We start from the raw sequence: 20782 nt of genomic DNA, 5'->3' as shown, positions 1-20782 counted from the left end.
GCCGAGGGTGCGCCGGAGGTGGTGGTGGAGGCCCCGGCGGGCGACGATCCAGTTTCGCTGGAGATGGCGTGGGCGGTCGGCCGCGCGCTCGAGAGCGCCGGCGTGCCGGCCGGCCGTGTCCGGCTGGTCGCCTACGCCGCGCCCGACCCACGCGCGCCGGTGCTGGTCGGCTTCGAGCGGCTGCAGGCGGTGACCCACGACTGCTCACGTCAATGGGGCGACCTGACCCGGCACGCCGACAACGGCGCTGCGCTCGGGCTGGGCTGCGCCACCATCTCGAACATGGCGGCCCAGATCGCCGATCCTCGCGACATCCTCGGTCAGCGGCCTCTCGGTCCGGCCGACGCCGGCCGCCGGGCCGTGGTGATCGACCGCTACCGCCAGGGTCTGCCCACCTCGACCCAGGGCTCCGAGGAAACTTCGGTGGCGACGGCGGTCGAATGATCCGGAGCGCGTATCCAGTGAAGGCCAGGCCATGAACCCCGCCCGCTCGGTCGATCCCTACGATTCGTCGTTCGACGACGACCTCGACCTCGATTTCCCGTCGAGCGTCGGCGCAGGCGCGACCGATCCCTTCGACGCGCCCGAGACACCGGCCGCCGCCGAGCCGTTGAAGTTCATGCCGCCGGCCGCCGCGTCCGCGCCGCAGCCGACCCGCCAGGTCGCCGTCGCGGCGCCGCCCTTCAATCCGGTCGGCGATCTCGTGGCCCAGACCGGCGCCGCCATCGCCGGCGTGACCGTGCCGCGCATCACCATCCACATCTTCGGCGAGCGCGCCGACACCCTCCAGGCCGCCGAACGCGCCGGCCAGGACCGCCGCATGGCCCGCGCCACGACCCAGATCCGTGTCGGCGGTGTTCAGGCGGCCATCGAGACCTACCGCCACGAACCGACGCCGGCCCTCGTCGTCGTCGAGTGCGAACTGCCGGCGCAGCAGCTCCTCGCTGCGCTCGACCAGCTGGCTGAAAACTGTGACGCGGGCACCAAGGTCGTGGTCATCGGCGCGACCAACGACATCATGCTCTACCGCGAGCTGATCAGCCGGGGCGTCAGCGAATATCTGGTCGCCCCGATCCAGCCGCTGCAGCTGATTTCGGCCATCGGAGGCCTCTTCTCCGACCCGGCCAGGCCCTTCGTGGGCCGTTCGATCGCCTTCGTCGGCGCGCGCGGCGGCTCGGGCGCCTCGACCGTGGCGCACAACACGGCCTTCGCCCTGGCCGAGCGGGTCGGCTCGAACACCGTCATCGTCGACTACGACCTGCCCTTCGGGACGGCTGGGCTGGACTTCAACCAGGACCCCCTGAACGGCGTGGCCGACGCCCTGGGCCAGCCGGACCGGCTCGATTCCATCCTTCTGGACCGCCTGACCGCGCGCTGCACCGACCGGCTCAGCCTGTTCGCGGCGCCCGCCACCCTGGACGCCGATTGGGACCTGTCGCCGGACGCCTTCGAGGAAGTGACCCAGAAGATCCGCGCGACCGCGCCTTTCGTGGTGCTGGACCTGCCCCACCTCTGGTCGAAATGGATGCGCCGCACCCTGATCACCTCAGACGAGGTCGTCATCGTGGCCGCGCCGGACCTGGCGTCCCTGCGTAACGCCAAGAACATGATCGACCTGGTCCGTCAGGCTCGCCCGAACGACGCGCCGCCACGGCTGGTGCTGAACCAGGTGGGCGTCCCGGGTCGTCCGGAGATTCCGCTCAAGGACTTCACCTCGGCGCTGGGCGTGCACCCTTCGATGATCATTCCCTTCGACGCCAAGCTGTTCGGCGCGGCGGCGAACAACGGCCAGATGATCCTGGAGGCCGGGGCCAAGTCAAAGGCCGCCGAAGCCTTCCTTACGCTGGCCCAGATCGTCTCGCAGAGGGAGATCGCGGCCCTGCCCGCACCGGCTTCGGCCAAGAAGTCGGGTTCGCTGCTCGGCAAGCTGTTCAAGAAGAAGGGCTAGACCCGGGTGTTCGGCAAGCGGGCATCAGGGGGTTCGACGGCGCCGGCTCCCCAGCCGGCGGTCCGGCCGGCCGCTCCGGCGGTCGAGGCGGAGGCCGACGACGTCCTGGTCGCCGAGGCACCGCGGCCGCGCGCGGCCGCCCCCGCCGCCGAACGCCTGGACGCACTGGCCGGCAAGGGAGAGGCTCCGCCGGCCGCCCCGCGCACGGCGCCCCGCGCCACCGCGGGTTTCGAGCAGCTCCAGAAGGCCCAGCCCGTCGCCGAAATCGTCCGCGAGCAGTCGGACTACTATCACGCGACCAAGACCACGATCTTCAACGCCCTGCTGAACACCATCGACCTGGCCCAGCTGGCGCAGCTCGAACAGAAGGCGGCGGCGGAGGAGATCCGCGACATCGTCGCCGAACTGGTGGCGATCAAGAACGTCTCCATGTCGGTGGCCGAGCAGGAGCACCTGGTCCAGGACATCGTCAACGACGTCCTCGGCTACGGCCCGCTGGAGCCGCTGCTGGCGCGCGACGACATCGCCGACATCATGGTCAACGGCGCCAACCGCGTGTTCATCGAGGTCGGCGGCAAGGTCCAGCTGACCAACGTCCGCTTCCGCGACAACACCCAGCTGATGAACATCTGCCAGCGGATCGTGTCCCAGGTGGGCCGCCGCGTGGACGAAAGCTCGCCGATCTGCGACGCCCGCCTGCCCGACGGGTCGCGCGTCAACGTCATCGCTCCGCCGCTGGCGATCGACGGCCCGACCCTGACGATCCGGAAGTTCAAGAAAGACAAGCTGACCATGCGCAACCTGGTGGAGTTCGCCTCCATCAGCCCGGAAGGGGCGCGCGTGCTCGGCGTCATCGGCGCCTGCCGATGCAACACGGTGATTTCCGGCGGCACCGGCTCGGGCAAGACCACGCTGCTCAATACGCTCACCGCCTTCATCGACCCGACCGAACGGGTCGTGACCTGCGAGGACACCGCGGAACTCCAACTGCAGCAGCCGCACGTGGTGCGCCTCGAGACCCGCCCGCCGAACCTGGAGGGCCAGGGCCAGATCACCATGCGGGACCTGGTCAAGAACTGTCTGCGTATGCGTCCGGAGCGGATCATCGTCGGCGAGGTCCGCGGACCAGAGGCCTTCGACCTGCTGCAGGCCATGAACACCGGCCACGACGGCTCCATGGGCACGCTGCACGCCAACAGCCCGCGTGAGGCCATCAGCCGGATGGAGTCCATGATCACCATGGGCGGCTACGGCCTGCCGTCCAAGACCATCCGCGAGATGATCGTCGGCTCGGTCGACGTTATCGTCCAGGCCGCCCGTCTGCGCGACGGCTCGCGCCGCATCACCCACATCACCGAGGTCGTGGGCCTCGAAGGCGACGTCATCGTCACCCAGGACCTCTTCGTCTACGAGATCACCGGCGAGGACGAGAACGGCCGCATCATCGGCCGGCACCGATCGACCGGCATCGCGCGTCCGCGCTTCTGGGACCGCGCCCGCTACTACGGTCTGGAACGGGAACTGGCCGAAGCCCTGGACGCGGCGGAGTAGCGTAGATGCTGGTGATCCTCGCGGCGGTCCTGGGCTTCGTGACCATAGCCAGCCTTGGCTTCGTCTTCGTAGGAGGCGACGATTCGAGCGCCAAGGCGGTGAAGCGCGCCCAGACGCTCGGCATCAAATCGCCGCAGCAGGCCGCCAAGGCCGCTCGCAACGCTGTCCCTCAGACCCAGGAACAGCGCCGCAAGCAGATCCTGCTCCAGCTCAAGGAGGCGGACCGCAAGGAGCGCAAGGCGCGCGTCACCATGGCGGCCAAGCTGCGCCAGGCGGGCCTGAGCCTGCCGATCCACGTCTTCTGGATCATCTCGGCGGTCTCGGGCGTCCTGGCCGGCCTGCTCGGCTTCGTGTTCGGCGCCCCCTGGTTCGTGGCCATCGGCCTGCTCGTCGTCTTCGGTCTGGGCCTGCCCCGCTGGATCGTCGGCTTCCTCGGCAAGCGGCGGATGAAGAAGTTCTCGGGCGAGTTCGCCAACGCTGTCGACATCATCGTGCGCGGCATCAAGTCCGGCCTGCCGGTCCATGACACACTCAAGATCATCGGCCGCGAAAGCCCGGCGCCTCTCGGCCCTGAGTTCCAGCGGCTGGTCGAGAACATCGGCGTCGGCCTGACCCTCGAGCAGGCGCTGGAGAAGATGTACGAGCGCATGCCCACGCCGGAGCTGCGCTTCTTCACCATCGTCATCGCCATCCAGGCCAAGACGGGCGGCAACCTAGCCGAGGCGCTCAGCAACCTGTCGGCCGTGCTGCGGTCGCGCAAGCTGATGGCCGAGAAGATCAAGGCCCTGTCGTCGGAGGCGACCGCGTCGGCCGGCATCATCGGCTCCCTACCCCCGGCGGTGATGGCGATGGTTCTGGTGACGACCCCCGCCTACATGATGCTGATGTTCACCGACATGCGTGGGCAGATCATGCTCATGGGAAGCGCCCTGTGGATGGCCGCGGGCATCTTCACCATGAAAAAAATGATCTCGTTCAAGTTCTAGGGGGCGGCCGATGGACTGGATGCGCTTCCTGACCGACCCCGCCAACATCCTCACGATCGGGGTTGCGGTTCTCACCTTCGCCACCATCATGACGCTGATGGGATCGATGGCCTCGGGCGCCAAGCTCGAGAGCCGGATGAAGGCGGTCTCGACACGTCGCGACGAGCTCAAGCGGCGCTCGCGTCAGGCCATCGCCCAGGGGCAGGGCGGCCTGCGCCAGACCGACGAGGGCTTCAAGAAGCGCATCGTCGACCGGCTGAACCTGTCCAAGCTGCTTGAAGACCCCAAGGTCGTCGACAAGCTGGCCCAGGCCGGCTTCCGGGGGCCCCGACCGGTCACGACCTTCTACTTCTTCCGTTTCGCCAGCCCCTTCATCTTCTCGGCGCTGATCGGTTTCTACCTCTTCGTGATCAATGACTTCGGCCTGCCGGGCATGTCGAAGGTGACCTTCACGGTCGCCGGCCTGCTGCTCGGCTACTATGCGCCGAACCTCTACGTCTCGAACATCGCCCAGAAGCGTCAGCAGTCCATCGTCCAGGCCTTCCCCGACGCGCTCGACCTGCTGCTCATCTGCGTCGAAGCCGGCATGTCCATCGAGGCGGCCATCCAGAAGGTCGGCGGCGAAATCGGCAGCCGCTCGATCGAACTGGCCGAGGAGTTCTCGCTGCTGTCGGCCGAGCTGAGCTACCTGCCCGAACGCCGCATGGCCTACGAGGGCCTGGCCAAGCGCACCAACCATCCCGGCATCAAGTCGGTCGCCACCGCCATGATCCAGGCCGAGAAGTACGGCACGCCGCTGGGCCAAGCGCTGCGCGTCATGGCCAAGGAGAACCGCGAGCTGCGGCTGTCCGCCGCGGAAAAGAAGGCCGCCGCCCTTCCGGCAAAGCTCACCGTGCCGATGATCATCTTCTTCCTGCCGGTGCTCTTCGTGGTCATCCTCGGGCCTGCGATCATCAAGATCCAGGACATCCAGCGCTAGGGACTTCGTCCCCGCTTTCCCTTTCTCGCGCCGGGCACTACAGAGCCGCCCATGGCGCTCGCCCCTCTTCCGCTCGACAGCCTTGACGCGATCAAATTCCGCGACGAGGCGGAGACCATCGCCGCCCTGCTTGCTGATCCGCCTCTGGCTGGCGAGGCGCGGGCGGCTGTGCATGCCGAGGCCGTGCGGCTGGTCGAGGCGGCGCGTCAGACCGCCAATCGGCAGGGCGTGGTCGAGAGCTTTCTGCAGGAGTTCTCGCTCGGCACCCGCGAGGGGCTGGCCCTCATGTGCCTGGCCGAGGCGCTGCTGCGCACGCCCGACGAGGACACCCGCGACCGTCTGATCGCCGAGAAGATCGGCTCGGCCGACTGGGCCAGCCATCTCGGCCAGTCCGAGAGCCTGTTCGTCAACGCCTCGACCTGGGGCCTGATGCTGACCGGCAAGCTGGTCGACGTGGACGACGAGGCGAAGCGCGACCTGGGCGGCTTCCTCAAGCGCGTGGCCGGCCGCATCGGCGAGCCGGTCATCCGCCAAGCCGTGGCCGCCGCCGTGCGCATCATGGGCGAGCAGTTCGTGCTCGGCCGCACTATCGAGGCCGCCATTCGCCGCGCGGGCCGCGAAGGCTGGCTGTGCAGCTTCGACATGCTGGGCGAGGGCGCCCGGACCGAGGCCGACGCCGCCCGCTACGAAGGCATCTACGCCCATGCCATCGAAACCGTCGGGCAGTCGCGCCGACCGGGTTCCGGACCCGAGAGCGGCCATGGCGTCTCGGTCAAGCTGTCGGCCCTGTCGCCGCGCTACGAGGCCGTCCAGGAAGAGCGCATCTGGGCCGAACTCTATCCGCGCGTAAAGCGCCTGGCGGAGATCGCCGCGCGCCACGACCTCAACTTCACTATCGACGCCGAGGAGGCCGACCGCCTCGTCATTTCGCTCAAGCTGCTGGACCGGCTGGCGGGCGAGGAGTCGCTGGGCGCCTGGACGGGCCTCGGCCTGGCGGTGCAGGCCTATCAGAAGCGCTGCCCTCAGGTGATCGACTGCATCGTCCGCATCGCCCGCACCCGCGGCCGCCGTCTCATGGTGCGGCTGGTCAAGGGCGCCTACTGGGACACCGAGATCAAACGCGCCCAGATCGCGGGCCGGCCCGACTATCCGGTCTTCACCACCAAGGCGGCGACCGACCTCAACTATCTGGCCTGCGCCAGGAAGCTGATCGACGCCTCTCCGGACATCTTCAGCCAGTTCGCGACCCACAACGCCCATACGCTTGCCGCCGTCGGCCGCATGGCCGCCGAGGCCGGCGTCACCGTCGAGTACCAGCGCCTGCACGGCATGGGCGAGGCGCTCTATGCGGTGGCCGGCAAGAACACCATGGTGCGCGCCTACGCCCCCGTCGGCGGGCATGAGGAACTGCTCCCCTATCTGGTGCGGCGCCTGCTCGAAAACGGCGCCAACTCCTCCTTCGTCCACGCCCTGCTGGACGAACGCGTCCCGGCCGAGGCCGTGGCCGCCGATCCCATAACCCAGGTCGAGGCCCAGCCCGGCCCGCACCCCAAGATTCCGAGGCCGAAAGACATGTACGGCGACCGCCAGAATTCGCTGGGCCGTGACTACAGCCAGGCCGCCGACCGCGAGCGCCACGCCCGCGCGCTGGAAAAGCTGGATTCCGAAAAGCTGACCTCAGGTCCGATCGTGAGCGGCTCTCTGCGCGCCGGGGCCAATCCGCAGGAAGTCCGCAATCCCTGGGACACACGACAGCTGATCGGTCACGTCTCGGAAGCCTCCGAGGAAGACATCGAGGCCGCCGTCGCGGCCGCCCTAAACGCCCAGCCAGTCTGGGACCGGCTCGGCGGTTCTGGCCGCGCGCCCATCCTGCGGGCCATGGCCGACGCGCTCGAGGCCGACATGGACCGCCTCGTCGCCCTGCTCAGCCGTGAAGCGGGCAAGACGTTGAACGACGGCGTGGCCGAAGTGCGCGAGGCGGCGGACTTCTGCCGCTACTACGCCATGCTGGCCGAGCGCGACTTCGGCGGGCCCCGCGCGCTCGAAGGGCCCGTCGGCGAGATCAACCAGCTGGTCCTGCACGGCCGGGGCCTGTTCTGCGCCATCAGCCCCTGGAACTTCCCACTGGCCATCTTCACTGGCCAGATCACCGCCGCGCTCGCCGCCGGCAACGCGGTGCTGGCCAAGCCCGCCGAACAGACCCCGCTGGTCGCCGCCGAGGCCGTGCGCCTGTTCTTCAAGGCGGGGCTGGATCCCGCGCTCCTGGCGCTGCTGCCGGGGCGCGGCGAGACGGTCGGGGCCAAGCTGGTCGTGCATCCGGCGGTGCAGGGCGTGGCCTTCACCGGCGGCACTGACACCGCAACATTGATCAACAGGTCGATCGCCAATCGCCCGGGCCCGATAATCCCCTTCATCGCCGAGACGGGCGGACTGAACGGCATGTTCGTCGACACCACTGCGCTCAAGGAGCAGGTGATCGACGACGTCATCCTGTCGGCCTTCGGATCATCGGGTCAGCGCTGCTCGGCGCTGCGCCTGCTCTATGTGCCGCACGACGCGGCCGACGCCCTGATCGAGGGTCTGCAGGGGGCGCTGGCCGCCCAGGTGGTCGGCGACCCGTCCGATCCGACCACGGACATCGGCCCGGTCATCGACGCCGAGGCCAAGGCGGCGCTGGAGGCCCACCTCAAGCGACTGGAGGGTGACGCGAAGATCATCGCCCGCGCCGAACTGCCCGAAGCCGCCCGGCACGGCCACGCCTTCGCCCCGACCATCGCCGAGGTGCCGACGCCGGACTACCTGGAGCGCGAGGTTTTCGGCCCGATCCTGCACGTCTGCCGCTACCATCCGGCGAAGCTGCGCGAGACCGCCTCGGCCCTGGCCGAGCGCGGCTACGGCCTGACGCTCGGCGTCCACAGCCGCATCGAAGCCTTCGCCGACGAGGTCGCGCGTCTGGTCCCGGCCGGCAACGTCTACATCAACCGCTCGATCATCGGCGCGGTGGTCGGCGTCCAGCCCTTCGGCGGCGAAGGCCTTTCCGGCACCGGCCCCAAGGCCGGCGGTCCCTACAGCCTGATCCGCTATGCGTCAGAGAAGGCCATCAGCAACAACATCTCCGCCCAGGGCGGCGACCCGGCCTTGCTGAACCTCTAGGCGATCACCAGTCCGGGCGAACCGAGAACTGGAACGCCACGAATCCTTCCGTGACGTCCCGGTCGATGCCGGTGCCACCGTGGACGCCCTCGGCGGTGATCTCGCGGTGCACGTAGCCGAATGAGCTCTGGGTGTCGCCTCGCCGCCAGGCCACGCCGATCTGGGCGTCGCCGATGAAGGCTCCGGTGTCGTGGCTCACGCCCTCCCGGGCCCAGCCGCCGTCCATGCCCCGCGCGAAGTTCAGTCCCACCGCCCGGCGGGTTCCGGCCGCGAACAGGTACCAGCGGCCCTGGTCGTCCTCGTAGGAGCGTCCGTCGCGGACCTCCAGATCGCCGACCCGGATGGTGGCCCCGACCTCGGCGGTGCCGCCCTCGGAACCGACGCCGACGCCGGCGTGGGGCGTAAACTCCACCTGGGCGCCCGGCTCGCCGGACACCATGGGCCAGCCGCGCACATAGGTGACGTCGTAATCACGCTCGAGACGGGCGCGCTGGATGCTTTCGGTTGGAAGCGGCGTCTCGCGCGGCGCTTCGTACCAGCGGACTCGGATCTGCTCGATCGAGCCGTCGCCACGCTGGCGCCAGACGCCGCGCGTCTGGGAGGCCACGAAACCCGGCGTGTTTTCGAAGAGGGCCCGGTTCAGGCGCAGCGCCTCGCCCTGGAGCTCCAGGGCCTCGGCGTCCGACTGGGCCGCGAAACCGGGGGTGATCTGAACCGGCACGGATGCGGCCCAGCTGTCCTGTTCAAGCGATTGAGCCAGAGCGGAGTCAGCGGCGCAAACGGCCATGGCCGCTGCGATCACTCCCAGACCTCCCGTCACGTCGAACCTCATCGACGCTCCCTCTCGACGCGCCCCCGGCGATCGACCGGAGGACAATGCCCAAACTTCCTGTGTCTGGCAAACGGTCCGCGTACGGCTCAGGTTCCGTGACCGGTGGTCACTGGCAGGCGAGACACTCGTCGTAGTCCGTTCGCGCCGCCGAAAACAGGTCCGGCTGGTTCGGATCCGGCTCCTCTTCGGCCTTGCCCTCGGCGCCGGCGAAGGCGGCGCGCTGCACCGACTTGGAACGCAGGTAATACAGGGACTTCATGCCCCGCTCCCAGGCCGACCAGTGCAGCATGTGCAGGTCCCACTTATCGACGTCGCCGGGCAGGAAGACGTTGACCGACTGGGCCTGGCAGACTTCCGGCGTCCGGTCGGCGGCCAGCTCGATGACCCAGCGCTGGTCCAGTTCGAAGGCGGTCTTGTAGACGGCCTTCTCGTCCTCGCTCAGGCAGTCCAGGTGCTGGACCGAGCCCTCGTTGGCCAGGATCGAGGACCAGACGGCCTCGGTGTTCTGGCCGCGCTGCTCGAGCAGCTCTTCCAGGTAGGGGTTCTTCACCGCGAAAGAGCCCGACAGGGTCTTGTGGGTGTAGATGTTGGCCGGAATCGGCTCGATGCCGGCGCTGGTGCCGCCGCAGATGATCGAGATCGAGGCTGTCGGGGCGATGGCCAGCTTGTGGCTGAACCGCTCCATCTTGCCGCGGTCCCTGGCGTCCTCGCAGGGGCCCTTCTCCTCGGCGAGCAGGCGGCTGGCCTTGTCGGCCTCGCGGCGCAGGTGCTTGAACAGCCGCATGTTCCACGACTTGGCCATGGCGCTCTCGAAGGCAACGCCCTGGCTCTGCAGGAAGGAGTGGAAGCCCATCAGGCCCAGGCCCACCGAGCGCTCGCGCTTGGCGGAATAGACCGCCGCGCCCATCGACGGCGGGGCGCGGGTGATGAAGTCTTCCAGCACGTTGTCGAGGAAGCGCATCACGTCCTCGATGAAACGGGGCTCGTCGCGCCACTCCAGGAAGGTCTCGGCGTTGACGCTCGACAGGCAGCAGACGGCGGTGCGGTCGACGCCCAGGTGGTCCGGCCCGGTGTGGAGCATGATCTCCGAGCACAGGTTGGATTGCTTCACCTTCAGGCCCAGCTCGCGCTGGTGCTCGGGCATGGCGCGGTTCACCGTGTCCGAGAAGATCAGATAGGGCTCGCCGGTCGCCAGACGGACCTCGAGGATCTTGGTCCACAGTCCGCGCGCGTCGACGGTCTTCCGCACCTCGCCGGTCTTGGGCGAGATCAGGTCGAAGCTCTTGCCGTCGCGCACCGCCTCCATGAAGGCGTCAGTGATGTTGATGCCGTGGTGCAGGTTCAGCGACTTGCGGTTGAAGTCGCCCGAGGGCTTCCGGATCTCCAGGAACTCCTCGATCTCCGGGTGGTGGATGTCGAGATAGACCGCCGCCGAGCCCCGGCGCAGCGAGCCCTGGCTGATCGCCAGCGTCAGCGAGTCCATGACCCGGATGAAGGGGATGATGCCCGAGGTCTGGCCGGCGCCCTTCACCTTTTCGCCGATGGAGCGGACGCCGCCCCAGTAGGTGCCGATGCCGCCGCCGTTGGACGCAAGCGCCACGTTCTCGTTCCAGACCTGCTGGATGCCTTCCAGGCTGTCGCCGACCGAGTTCAGGAAGCAGGAGATCGGCAGGCCGCGGTCGGCGCCGCCATTCGACAGCACCGGGGTAGCCGGCATGAACCACAGGCGGCTCATGTAGTCGTAGACGCGCTGGGCGTGGTCGGCGTCGTCGGCATAGGCCGTGGCGACGCGCGCGAACATGTCCTGATAGCTCTCGCCCGGCAGGAGATAGCGGTCTTCGAGGGTCTTCTTTCCGAAGTCGGTCAGCAGGGCGTCGCGGCTGCGGTCGACCTCGACCTTGCGCACCAGGCTGAGGTTGGGAGCGCCGCCGAAGGGGACGATCTCGGCCCCCTGGCCTTCCGCAGAAAACTCGTTCCGCATCAACGCTTCACCGCCAGCCATACACCCTGCCCCTAATTCCAGAACCGAAGAGAGCGGCGCTGTAACACCGCATCTAGTAGGACCCCTTGCCCCAAGGTCCATATCTAGGGGGCCATATCCCTAATGAGGCGTCAACGCCTTGACCTCGCCTCTGAAGCGATTCGTGATCGGAGCTTGTGGAGGCCTCTGTGGATCGCCGGGATTCGGGGCTTCCTGACGTCATCACGAACGCGTGAGCGGAACCGGGACCAAGCTTGGCGGTTCCGAGGTAATGGCAATTCACGACCTGCTGGCCGGCCGCGCGGCGGTCTCGCTTCGCCGCCTGCTCCATTTTGCGCGCCAAGAGCTCGGCGTGGTGGTCGCGTTGGGCGTCATAGCTGGCGGAATCGCCGCCTTCGTCGAGATCGCCGACGACATGACCGAGGCCGACGGCCAGGCGATGGACCGGGCGGTGCTGGACTGGATGCGGCCGACCGCCGATCCCGCCGACGCCATCGGCCCGGACTGGCTGCAGACGGCCATGACGGACATCACCGCGCTGGGCGGCCTGTCGGTCCTGCTGCTCTTCGCCCTGGTGGCGACGGGCGTGCTGCTGATCCAGAAGAAGCCCTTCTCGGCCGTCATGCTGGCGGTGTCGCTGGCGGGCGGTCTCCTGCTCAGCGAGGGGCTCAAGGGCGTGTTCGAGCGGGACCGGCCGCCGGAGATCCATCGCGCCGTCGAGACGCTGAACGCCAGCTTCCCGTCGGGCCACGCCCTGCTGTCGACGGTCTTCTACCTGACGCTCGGCGTCATGCTGGAGCGGGCGTTCGCGCGAAAGCGGATGAAGGCCTATGTCCTGGGCTCGGCGGTGGTCATCGCGATGCTGGTCGGCGTCAGCCGGGTCTATCTGGCCGCCCATTGGGCCACCGACGTCCTGGCCGGCTGGGCGATCGGGGCGGCCTGGGCCATGGCCTGCTGGCTGTTCGCCTATCTGGTGGAACGGCGCGCGTTGAGGGCGGGCTTGCGCGACCAGCCCCGCATCGTTATCGAGCCGCCCGTCACTGGGGAGTAGCCGCCTCCGCCTCCCAGGAGGGGCCGCGTCAACACACTTCACGCATTCGCGTGGTGGCGCGGGCGAGCCGACAGGCTCTGGCAAGACCTTTGGCGCTTCGCGTCCGGCCGGGCGCGGATCGTCCTGTCTTGCCCTGGACCCGGAACACCCATGGACGCGCTCATCATCTCCACCGGCCTCGTGGCCGTCGCCGAAATCAGCGACAAGACCATGCTGCTGGCCATCTGCCTGGCGGCCGCCTGGCGCAGGCCGTCGGCCATCCTGGCGGGAATCCTCCTCGCGACTCTGGCCAACCACGCGCTCGCCGGCGCCGTGGGCTTCCTTGCGGCTCACTGGTTTGAAGGAACCTGGATGCGCTGGGTCCTGGGCGCCCTGTTCCTGGCCTTCGCCGCCTGGGCCCTCATCCCCGACACCTTCGACGACTGCCCCCCGGACCGAAAGCGGCGCTGGGCCTCAGTCTTATGGACGACGACGACCGCCTTCTTCCTCGTCGAGATGGGCGACAAGACCCAGATCGCCACCGCCGCCCTGGCCGCTCGCTTCGCGGAAATCCTGCCCGTCGTCGCCGGCTCGACGCTCGGCATGGTGATCGCCAACGCCCCGGCCGTGCTGCTCGGGCAGGCCGCCGCAGACCGACTGCCGCTTAATTGGATCCGCTTCGCCGCCGCCGCGGCCTTCGCCGCGACGGGGTTGTGGGTGCTGATCGCGGGCTAGCGCGGCCTAGCCGATCCGGCCCGAGCCCCCGCCGCGGATTTCGCAGGCGTAGTCATTGGCCGGACGCGGTCCGGTCGAGCCCGGAATGGGGGTCAGCATGCCGCCGCGCGCCTGACACTCGGCGTTCAGGGCCTGAAATTCTTCCTGATAGCTCTGACGGTCCATGCCGGTCGTGGCGCAGGCGGCCAGCGCCAGCGGAGCCGTGGCCGCAAGGACGAGCAAGATTTTGCGCATGGCGTTTCTCCCTAACAGCAAGGCGAACGGTCCTCCCGGCGGACCGTTCCGTCAAGTCCGCAGCCTAGAGGCCGGCTTCGGCCCTGAGCCGCTCCGCCAGCGCCGCGGTGAGGTGGCCGTCGGCCAGCAGGCCACGCGCCTGCTGCCACCGTCGCAGGGCGCCGCGAGTGCCTGACCCGATCACCCCGTCGATTCCGCCCGGATCGTAGCCGAGCGCGAGCAGCGCCCGCTGGGCGGCGAAGCGCTGGTCGCGGGACATAGGCTCTTCCTCCGGCCAAGCGCGAGTCAGGCTGGGCCGACCCATCATCGCGTCCCCCAGCAGGCCCACTGACAGGGCGTAGGAGACCGAGTTGTTGTAGCGCCGGATCACATAGTGGTTGGGCAGGGCCAGGAAGGCGGGTCCATAGGCCCCGGCCGGTAGCAGGATCAGGGCTTCCTCCGAGGCTTCGGCGGCCGTGAACTCGCCGCCGTCAGACCGGCGCACGCCACGCGCCCGCCAGGTCGTCCAGGGTGCCCGATCCGTCTCGGCCAGCGAGTAGTCGAAGCCCTCGGGCAGGATCACCTCGGCCCCCCAGCCCTGGCCGCGTCGCCATCCGGCGGTGGCCAGGAGATTGGCCGCCGAAGCCAGGGCGTCGCGATCCGAGCCCCAGATGTCGACGAAGCCGTCGCCGTCATGGTCGCGGCCCAGGCGCAGGTAGTTGTCCGGCATGAACTGGGTCTGGCCCATCGCCCCCGCCCAAGAGCCGAGCAGCCGGGCTCGATCCCGCCGGCCCTCGGTGACGATACGTAGGGCGTCGACCAGCTGCCCCTCGGCCCAGTCCCGCCGCCGACCTTCCCAGGCGAGGGTCGCCAGGGAGCGCACGACGTCGAAGTCGCCCTGGATCCGGCCGAAGCCGCTTTCCTGGGCCCAGATGGCCACCAGGATCTCGCGTGGCACGCCGTACTGGCTTTCGATGTCACGCATCCACGGCGAGGCGCCGATCAGGTCACGCCCTCGCGCGATGCGGTCGGCGGTCATGGCGCGGGAGATGTAGGAGCCCGCGCTGCTCGAAAACTCCGGCTGGGACCGGTCACGATCAACGACCCTCTGGTCGGGCGTCAGTCCCGCCAGCTCGCGCGCCCAGGCTTCACGGTTCGCCCCCGCGCGACGGTCCAGGAAACTCTCACGCCAGGTGTCGAAGGCCATCTGCTCGGTCGGGGTGACCGAAGCGGTCGGCGTCGCCGAGGTGTCCGGCGCGCCCGACTGTGGGGCTGGCGGTTCCTGCAGGTCCGGCTGGTCCGGAAGCAGGGGCGCGCAGGCAGCGGTGGCGATGAGGAGGAGGAGACGCAAATCCATTCGCGGGAGCCTAGCGGGCCATCGGGACCTTCGCCATCACAAGCGCTTGAGAGGCGAGGCGGAAATGTGGCGCTTGCCATGAACGGGACCGGGCGTCTCTATGCGCCGCGAACAGGGAGACACGCTATGCGCCGACGGACCTTCTTCGCCGCCCTGCCGCTGGGCCTCGCCACCGCCGGGTCGGCGCTCAGCCAGGAGATCTACCGCAACGTCGGGTCGGGCGACCGGATCACGGGCCAGCCCTTCGCCGGGCGTTCGACCGTATGGGGGTCGCAGGGGGCCGCTGCGACGGCGCATCCCATGGCCACCCTGATCGGGATCGACACGCTGAGGCGCGGGGGCTCGGCCATCGACGCGGCCATCGCCATCAATGCGGCGCTGGGATTCCTGGAGCCGGTGGCCAACGGCATCGGCGGCGACGCCTTCTGCCTCATGTGGGACCCCGCTCAGGGGCGGGTCGTGGGCCTGAACGGCTCGGGCAATTCCCCCATGGGCCTGTCACTGGAGACGGCGCGCAGCCGCGCGGTCGAGGGCTATCTGCCGCGCTACGGGGCGGTCACGGTCAATGTGCCCGGCACGGTCGACGCCTGGTGGAGCGCGCACCAGCGCTACGGCAAGCTGCCCTGGGCCGACGTGCTGCTGCCGGTGGCCGAGCTGTGCGACCGGGGCGTGCCCGTGCCGCAGCTGATCGCTTTCTATCTCGAGCGCAACATGGCCAACTTCCTGCGCCCGAACGCGGGCGTAGAGGAGACCGACAACGCACGGCGCGTCTTTATGCCCGGCGGCCGCACGCCCCGCGAAGGCGAGATGTTCCGAAATCCCGACCTGGCCCGCACCTACCGGATGATCGCCGAGGGCGGCCGCGACGCCTATTACGACGGGCCGATCGCCGACCACATCGAAAGCTACTTCCGCCGCATCGGCGGCTGGATGACCCGCGCGGATCTGGCCGCGCACCGTACCGAATGGGTCGACCCCCTGATGTCGCCCTATCGCGGGGTCGACGTCTATCAGCTCGGCCCCAACACCCAGGGCCTGTCGACCCTGCAGCTGCTCAACATCGTCGAGCAGTTCGACATGCCGGAACTCGGCTTCCAGACCGCCGACTCCATCCACGTCCAGGCCGAGGCCAAGCGGCTGGCCTTCGAGGATCGCGCCCGCTGGTTCGCCGACACCCGCTTCGCCGAGACGCCGGTCGAATGGCTGATGTCCAAGGAGTACGCCCGTGAGCGCGCCGCCCTGATCCGGATGGACCGTGTCATGGAGCGCGCCTTCCCGGGCGACGCGCCGACGCAAGGGGACACCACCTATTTCAGCGTCGCCGACGCCGACGGCATGATGGTCAGCTGGATCCAGTCGAACTATCGCGGGATGGGTTCAGGGCTCGTGCCCGACGGGCCGGACGGCGCGACGCTCGGCTTCATGTTCCAGGACCGGGGCGAGCTGTTCAACCTGCGCGACGGCCACCCCAACGTCTATGCGCCGGGCAAGCGGCCGTTCCACACCATCATCCCGGGCTTCGCCTGCAGGGACGGCCAGCCGTGGATGGCCTTCGGCGTCATGGGCGGCGGCATGCAGCCGCAGGGCCAGTCGCAGATCGTCATCAACATGACGGACTACGGCCTGGGGCCGCAGGAGGCCGGGGACGCCCCGCGCTGGCAGCACTACGGCTCGTCCGAGCCGACCGGCCAGATGGCCGAGGGCATCGGCGTCCTGCACCTCGAAAGCGGCGTCCCGGCCGAGGCCCGCGCGGGTCTGGAGGCCAAGGGCTGGACGCTGGGCCCGCCCGACGGCGGCTTCGGCGGATACCAGAACGTCATGCGCCAGGTGAACCCCGACGGCGGCTGGACCTATGGCGCGGCCACCGAGATGCGCAAGGACGGCCTGGCGCTGGCGTATTGATCTGAAGCCGCGCCGGGGCCATCAGGCGTCATGGCCTACAAGTCCCTGCGCGACTTCATCGATCAGCTGGAAGCCCAGGGCGAACTGGTCCGGGTCAGCGAGCCCGTCTCCACCCAGCTGGAGATGACCGAAATCCAGACGCGGCTGCTGCGGAACGGCGGGCCGGCCGTGATCTTCGAAAAGCCGGTCATGCCCGACGGCTCGGTCAGCCCGCTCCCCTGCCTCGCCAACCTGTTCGGCACGGTGAAGCGGGTCGCCATGGGCGTCACCGTCGGCAAGAAGGCCCGCACTACAGCCGGCGAGCTGCGCGAGGTCGGCCATCTGTTGGCCGAGCTGCGCAATCCGACCCCGCCGCGCGACATGGGCCAGGCGCTCGAGATGCTGCCCATGGTCCAGACGGCCATGAGCATGCGGCCCAAGGTCGTGAAGACCGCCCCGGTCCAGCAGGTGGTGCTGAAGGGCGACCAGATCGATCTGACGTCGCTGCCCATCCAAGGCTGCTGGCCGGGCGAGCCCGCGCCGCTGATCACCTGGGGCCTCGTAGTCACCAAGGGGCCGTCGGACGCGGCCGAGGACGACTTCAACCTCGGCATCTACCGCATGCAGGTGCTGGGCGAGGACAAGGCCATCATGCGCTGGCTGGCCCACCGCGGCGGGGCCCAGCACTACGCCCGGCACCGCAAGGCCGGGAAGCGCGAGCCCCTGCCCGCCGCCGTCGTTCTGGGCGCCGATCCGGGCACGATCCTGGCGGCGGTGACGCCGGTGCCGGACACCCTGTCGGAATACCAGTTCGCTGGCCTGCTGCGCGGGGCCAAGGCCGAGCTGGTCCCGTGCAAGACCGTGCCGCTCATGGTCCCGGCCCAGGCCGAGATCGTGCTGGAGGGCCACGTCCTGCTCGACGAGCACGCGCCCGAGGGCCCCTACGGCGACCACACCGGCTATTACAACTCGGTCGAGACCTTTCCGGTCTTCCAGGTGACGGCCATCACCATGCGCCGCGACCCCATCTACCTGACCACCTTCACCGGCCGCCCGCCGGACGAGCCCTCGGTGCTCGGCGAGGCCCTGAACGAGGTCTTCATCCCGCTGCTGCAGCAGCAGTTCCCGGAGATCGTCGACTTCTGGCTGCCCCCCGAGGGCTGCAGCTACCGCATCGCCGTGGTCTCGATGAAGAAGGCCTATCCCGGCCACGCCAAGCGGGTGATGCTCGGCGTCTGGAGCTATCTGCGCCAGTTCATGTACACCAAGTGGGTCATCGTTGTGGACGACCACGTGAACGCCCGCGACTGGAAGGACGTGATGTGGGCCATCTCGACCAAGATGGACCCGGCCCGCGACATCACCGTCATCGAGAACACCCCCATCGACTACCTGGACTTCGCCAGCCCAGAGAGCGGCCTCGGCTCCAAGATCGGCCTGGACGCCACCGACAAGTGGCCGCCCGAAACCAGGCGCGAATGGGGCGAGGAGATCCGCATGGATCAGGACGTGGTCGAGCGGGTCTCGGAGATGTGGGGTCGGCTGGGATTGCCCGGTGACGACACGCCGATCTGGCGATGAGCGCCTGATGCGGGCGGCGCGGACTTGCCCCGGTCTGCGGATTGGCCGAGGAACGCGGCCATGCGCCTGATCGCCGCCTTTTGCGCCGCCGTCCTCGCCCTATCGCCGAGTTTCGCCATGTCCCAGACTGCCTCGCCTGACCGCGCCAACGCCGCCCCCTGGGATCGGCCCTTCCTGCCGCCGGCGCCTGAGTGGGACGGGGAGAGCCGCGACCTGCTGCGTCCAGCTTCCGATCCCTGGGTCACGGGCTTCGAGGCCGATCCGGAGCATGACTTCAGCCCGAACTACGAAGACACCCGCGCCTGGTTCGACCGGCTGGACGCCGCGTCCGACCTGATCCGCATCGAGCAGTTCGGGACCTCGCCGGAAGGGCGGCCGATCTATGCGGTGATCGCGTCCCGCGACGGCGCCGAGCTCGATCCGTCCAAGCCGCTGCTGGTCGCCCAGGCCGGCATCCACCCGGGAGAGATCGACGGCAAGGACGCGGGCATGATGCTGCTGCGCGACATCGCCTTCTACGGTCGCGACGACCTGCTGGACCGCGTCAATCTGATCCTGATCCCGATCCTGTCGGTCGACGGCCATGAGCGCTCGGGCGCCTATTCGCGGCCGAACCAGCGCGGCCCCCGCATTCAGGGCTGGCGCAACACCGCCACCAACCAGAACCTCAACCGCGACTTCATGAAGCTGGACCAGCCGGAAATGCGGGCCCTGATGGGCTTCCTCCAGCGCTATCGGCCGGACCTCTATGTCGACATCCACGTCACCGACGGGATCGATTACCAGTATGACGTCACCTACGGCTACAACGGCGAGGACGGGGTGTGGAGCCGCTCGCCGGCCACGGCTCAATGGCTCGACAGCGCCTTCCGGCCGTTCGTCGACGGCGCGCTGTCCGAACGCGGCCACATCCCCGGGCCCCTCGTCTTCGCCATCGACGACCGCAATCCGCGCGCGGGCCTGTCCGACGGCGGACTGGGCGAGCGGTTCTCCAACGGCTGGGGCTCGGCGGCCCACACCCCGACCATCCTGATCGAGAACCACAGCCTCAAGCCCCACGAGCAGCGGGTTCTGGGGACCTATGTCTTCCTGGAGGCCGCCCTGCGCCTTCTGGCCGAGCGCGGTGGTGAGCTGCGCGCCGCGGCCGCCGCCGACGCCGCGCTTCGCCCGGCGGAGATCCCCGCCAACTTCGTGGCGACCGAGGAGCCCATCACCACGCGCGACTTCCTGGGCATCCGCTTCGAGACCTACCAGAGCGAGGCCTCGGGTCGCACGGAGGTCCGCTGGCTCGGTGAGCCGGATCCGGAGGTCTGGCGCATGCCCTACTACGGCTCGCGGCCGACCCTCACGCTTCGGCGGCCGGAGGCCTACTGGGTGCCGTCCTACCGTTCGGACCTGATCGAGCGCCTGCGCCTGCAGGGCGTGCGGATGGAGACGCTCGACGAACCCCGCACGGTCGAGGTCGAGATGCTGCGGCTGGACGAGGCTGCGGTGTCGGGCCGCACCAACGAGGGCCATGTGCCGATGACCGCGGGCGAACCGACGGTCGAGACGATGCGCTGGACCTTCCCGGCCGGCTCGGTGCGTATCCCGACGGACCAGCCGATGGGCGACGTCGTGGTCCTGCTGCTCGAGCCGCAGTCCTCGGAGAGTTTCTTCGCCTGGGGCATGTTCCCGGAGATACTGAACCGGGTGGAGTACATCGAGGCCTACGCCATCGCGCCGCTGGCCGAATCCATGCTGGCGGCCGATCCGACCTTGCGCGCCGAGTTCGAGGCGAAGCTGGCGTCGGAACCCGAGTTCGCTGCCGATGGCGACGCGCGGCTGGCCTGGTTCTACGAGCGCACGCCCTTCTATGATCAGCGCTATCGCCTCTATCCGATCGGCCGGGAAGGCTGAGGCGCAGCCCATAAATCGCCGCAGTCGCGCGGTGAAGGTGGCGCTCCGGACTGGGGGTCTGGAGACGAGATCATGCGAACGGTCCTCGCCGTCCTGACGGCTGGCCTGCTTGTTTCAGGCTGCGTGACCACGGGCGGCGACTATCCGCGCGTCCGCTACGCGCGCGCGGCCGACGCCGGTCCGGTGGCCATGTCGCTGGCCGGACGGCCGACCGCTGAACAGATGCGCGACGCCGAGGCCCGCTGGGGTCGCGCCATCGCCGACGCCTACGCCTGTCGCGTCGATGCGGTGGCGGTGTCCGAGGCCGGCATGGTCGGCGCCCTGGAGCTGGCGGCCATGAGTTCGGCCAGCCGGGGGACCCAGAGCCCCTTCGACGGCGTCATGGGCTATCTGACGGTGCTGGGCCGCAACTCCGGCGACCGGCTCCGTCCCGACGCGACGCGCTGCAACCGGCTGCGCGAATGGGTGGGCGACGTGCGACGCGAGGGCCGCGAGATGCTGCTGCGCCGGGGCGAGGAGTTTCTGCTGCCTCCGAGCTGACGCCCGGCGCGGTTGCGGCGGGGGCCTCGCGCGGCCAAAACCGGCGGCCAGGTCCCAACCACCCCACCCGGCCCACGCCCCCCACGAAGTCGTCGCCCCCGCCCAGAAGGCCCGCC

Annotated in this window: 16 protein-coding genes and 1 riboswitch; of the genes, 12 read left to right on the top strand and 4 right to left on the bottom strand. The window is 69.2% G+C overall.

The genetic code is table 11. The features are described from left to right. From Q0M60_RS12115 to putA, 6 genes are all read left to right on the top strand, one after another. Positions 1 to 444: CpaD family pilus assembly lipoprotein (locus Q0M60_RS12115; protein ID WP_296819830.1), on the top strand; the 444-nt coding region annotated here is incomplete at its 5' end. A gap of 31 nt (positions 445 to 475) precedes the next feature. Next, positions 476 to 1948, top strand: a complete 1473-nt coding sequence (locus tag Q0M60_RS12110) for an AAA family ATPase (protein ID WP_296819828.1) — start codon at positions 476 to 478, stop codon at positions 1946 to 1948. Positions 1949 to 1954: 6 nt separating this feature from the next. Continuing rightward, positions 1955 to 3499, top strand: coding sequence for a CpaF family protein (locus tag Q0M60_RS12105; RefSeq protein WP_296819826.1), 1545 nt, complete (start codon positions 1955 to 1957; stop codon positions 3497 to 3499). Between the two features lie 5 nt (positions 3500 to 3504). Further along, on the top strand, positions 3505 to 4485 hold the full coding sequence (locus Q0M60_RS12100) for a type II secretion system F family protein (RefSeq protein WP_296819823.1): 981 nt from the start codon (positions 3505 to 3507) through the stop codon (positions 4483 to 4485). Between the two features lie 10 nt (positions 4486 to 4495). Next, positions 4496 to 5464, top strand: a complete 969-nt coding sequence (locus tag Q0M60_RS12095; protein WP_296819820.1) for a type II secretion system F family protein — start codon at positions 4496 to 4498, stop codon at positions 5462 to 5464. 51 nt (positions 5465 to 5515) lie between these two features. After that, a complete protein-coding gene (gene putA, locus Q0M60_RS12090) occupies positions 5516 to 8617 on the top strand; it encodes a bifunctional proline dehydrogenase/L-glutamate gamma-semialdehyde dehydrogenase PutA (protein ID WP_296819818.1) in 3102 nt (1033 codons plus the stop codon). A 4-nt stretch (positions 8618 to 8621) separates the two neighbouring features. Here putA and Q0M60_RS12085 read toward each other — a convergent pair whose 3' ends face one another. Both Q0M60_RS12085 and Q0M60_RS12080 read right to left on the bottom strand, forming a co-directional pair. Further along, positions 8622 to 9449: a lipid A-modifier LpxR family protein gene (locus tag Q0M60_RS12085; protein WP_296819815.1), complete on the bottom strand. Its 828-nt coding sequence runs from the start codon at positions 9447 to 9449 to the stop codon at positions 8622 to 8624. A 106-nt stretch (positions 9450 to 9555) separates the two neighbouring features. Beyond that, a complete protein-coding gene (locus Q0M60_RS12080) occupies positions 9556 to 11430 on the bottom strand; it encodes a ribonucleoside-diphosphate reductase subunit alpha (protein WP_296819813.1) in 1875 nt (624 codons plus the stop codon). A 271-nt stretch (positions 11431 to 11701) separates the two neighbouring features. Here Q0M60_RS12080 and Q0M60_RS12075 point away from each other — a divergent pair, with 271 nt between their 5' ends. Both Q0M60_RS12075 and Q0M60_RS12070 read left to right on the top strand, forming a co-directional pair. Then, entirely contained in the window at positions 11702 to 12481 is a 780-nt protein-coding gene (locus Q0M60_RS12075; protein ID WP_296819811.1) for a phosphatase PAP2 family protein, read from the top strand. Further along, positions 12461 to 12623: riboswitch (yybP-ykoY riboswitch) on the top strand. It overlaps the preceding gene by 21 nt. An 8-nt stretch (positions 12624 to 12631) precedes the next feature. Then, complete coding sequence (locus Q0M60_RS12070) at positions 12632 to 13195, top strand: TMEM165/GDT1 family protein (RefSeq protein WP_296819808.1); 564 nt, start codon at positions 12632 to 12634, stop codon at positions 13193 to 13195. A gap of 6 nt (positions 13196 to 13201) precedes the next feature. On the opposite strand, the gene Q0M60_RS12065 is transcribed toward Q0M60_RS12070, so the two are convergent. Together Q0M60_RS12065 and Q0M60_RS12060 are read right to left on the bottom strand one after the other, a co-directional pair. Beyond that, a complete protein-coding gene (locus tag Q0M60_RS12065) occupies positions 13202 to 13429 on the bottom strand; it encodes a hypothetical protein (protein WP_296819806.1) in 228 nt (75 codons plus the stop codon). Between the two features lie 64 nt (positions 13430 to 13493). Next, positions 13494 to 14765: a lytic murein transglycosylase gene (locus tag Q0M60_RS12060; protein ID WP_296819804.1), complete on the bottom strand. Its 1272-nt coding sequence runs from the start codon at positions 14763 to 14765 to the stop codon at positions 13494 to 13496. Positions 14766 to 14891: 126 nt separating this feature from the next. On the opposite strand from Q0M60_RS12060, the gene Q0M60_RS12055 reads away from it, so the two are divergent. The 4 genes from Q0M60_RS12055 to Q0M60_RS12040 all read left to right on the top strand — a co-directional run bounded on the left by Q0M60_RS12055 (position 14892) and on the right by Q0M60_RS12040 (position 20666). Beyond that, entirely contained in the window at positions 14892 to 16667 is a 1776-nt protein-coding gene (locus tag Q0M60_RS12055; protein ID WP_296819802.1) for a gamma-glutamyltransferase family protein, read from the top strand. 30 nt (positions 16668 to 16697) lie between these two features. After that, entirely contained in the window at positions 16698 to 18227 is a 1530-nt protein-coding gene (locus Q0M60_RS12050) for a UbiD family decarboxylase (protein WP_296819800.1), read from the top strand. Between the two features lie 117 nt (positions 18228 to 18344). Further along, positions 18345 to 20126 (top strand): M14 family metallopeptidase, encoded by a 1782-nt coding sequence (locus tag Q0M60_RS12045; RefSeq protein WP_296819833.1) that lies wholly within the window; start codon positions 18345 to 18347, stop codon positions 20124 to 20126. Positions 20127 to 20198: 72 nt separating this feature from the next. Further along, positions 20199 to 20666, top strand: a complete 468-nt coding sequence (locus Q0M60_RS12040) for a hypothetical protein (protein ID WP_296819798.1) — start codon at positions 20199 to 20201, stop codon at positions 20664 to 20666. Positions 20667 to 20782: the final 116 nt, after the last annotated feature.

The organism is Brevundimonas sp. (assembly GCF_024711105.1).
Classification (GTDB): domain Bacteria; phylum Pseudomonadota; class Alphaproteobacteria; order Caulobacterales; family Caulobacteraceae; genus Brevundimonas.
Note: the sequence above shows the minus strand (reverse complement) of the source record. Positions and strands in the feature narration are given on the sequence as shown.

What these genes read in the sequence shown, in the direction of transcription:
- Q0M60_RS12110 (WP_296819828.1), top strand. Translation starts at nt 476, where the DNA reads ATGAACCCCGCCCGCTCGGTCGATCCCTACGATTCGTCGTTCGACGAC.
- Q0M60_RS12100 (WP_296819823.1), top strand. Translation starts at nt 3,505, where the DNA reads ATGCTGGTGATCCTCGCGGCGGTCCTGGGCTTCGTGACCATAGCCAGC.
- Q0M60_RS12095 (WP_296819820.1), top strand. Translation starts at nt 4,496, where the DNA reads ATGGACTGGATGCGCTTCCTGACCGACCCCGCCAACATCCTCACGATC.
- putA (WP_296819818.1), top strand. Translation starts at nt 5,516, where the DNA reads ATGGCGCTCGCCCCTCTTCCGCTCGACAGCCTTGACGCGATCAAATTC.
- Q0M60_RS12085 (WP_296819815.1), bottom strand. Translation starts at nt 9,449, where the DNA reads ATGAGGTTCGACGTGACGGGAGGTCTGGGAGTGATCGCAGCGGCCATG.
- Q0M60_RS12080 (WP_296819813.1), bottom strand. Translation starts at nt 11,430, where the DNA reads ATGCGGAACGAGTTTTCTGCGGAAGGCCAGGGGGCCGAGATCGTCCCC.
- Q0M60_RS12075 (WP_296819811.1), top strand. Translation starts at nt 11,702, where the DNA reads ATGGCAATTCACGACCTGCTGGCCGGCCGCGCGGCGGTCTCGCTTCGC.
- Q0M60_RS12070 (WP_296819808.1), top strand. Translation starts at nt 12,632, where the DNA reads ATGGACGCGCTCATCATCTCCACCGGCCTCGTGGCCGTCGCCGAAATC.
- Q0M60_RS12065 (WP_296819806.1), bottom strand. Translation starts at nt 13,429, where the DNA reads ATGCGCAAAATCTTGCTCGTCCTTGCGGCCACGGCTCCGCTGGCGCTG.
- Q0M60_RS12060 (WP_296819804.1), bottom strand. Translation starts at nt 14,765, where the DNA reads ATGGATTTGCGTCTCCTCCTCCTCATCGCCACCGCTGCCTGCGCGCCC.
- Q0M60_RS12055 (WP_296819802.1), top strand. Translation starts at nt 14,892, where the DNA reads ATGCGCCGACGGACCTTCTTCGCCGCCCTGCCGCTGGGCCTCGCCACC.
- Q0M60_RS12050 (WP_296819800.1), top strand. Translation starts at nt 16,698, where the DNA reads ATGGCCTACAAGTCCCTGCGCGACTTCATCGATCAGCTGGAAGCCCAG.
- Q0M60_RS12045 (WP_296819833.1), top strand. Translation starts at nt 18,345, where the DNA reads ATGTCCCAGACTGCCTCGCCTGACCGCGCCAACGCCGCCCCCTGGGAT.
- Q0M60_RS12040 (WP_296819798.1), top strand. Translation starts at nt 20,199, where the DNA reads ATGCGAACGGTCCTCGCCGTCCTGACGGCTGGCCTGCTTGTTTCAGGC.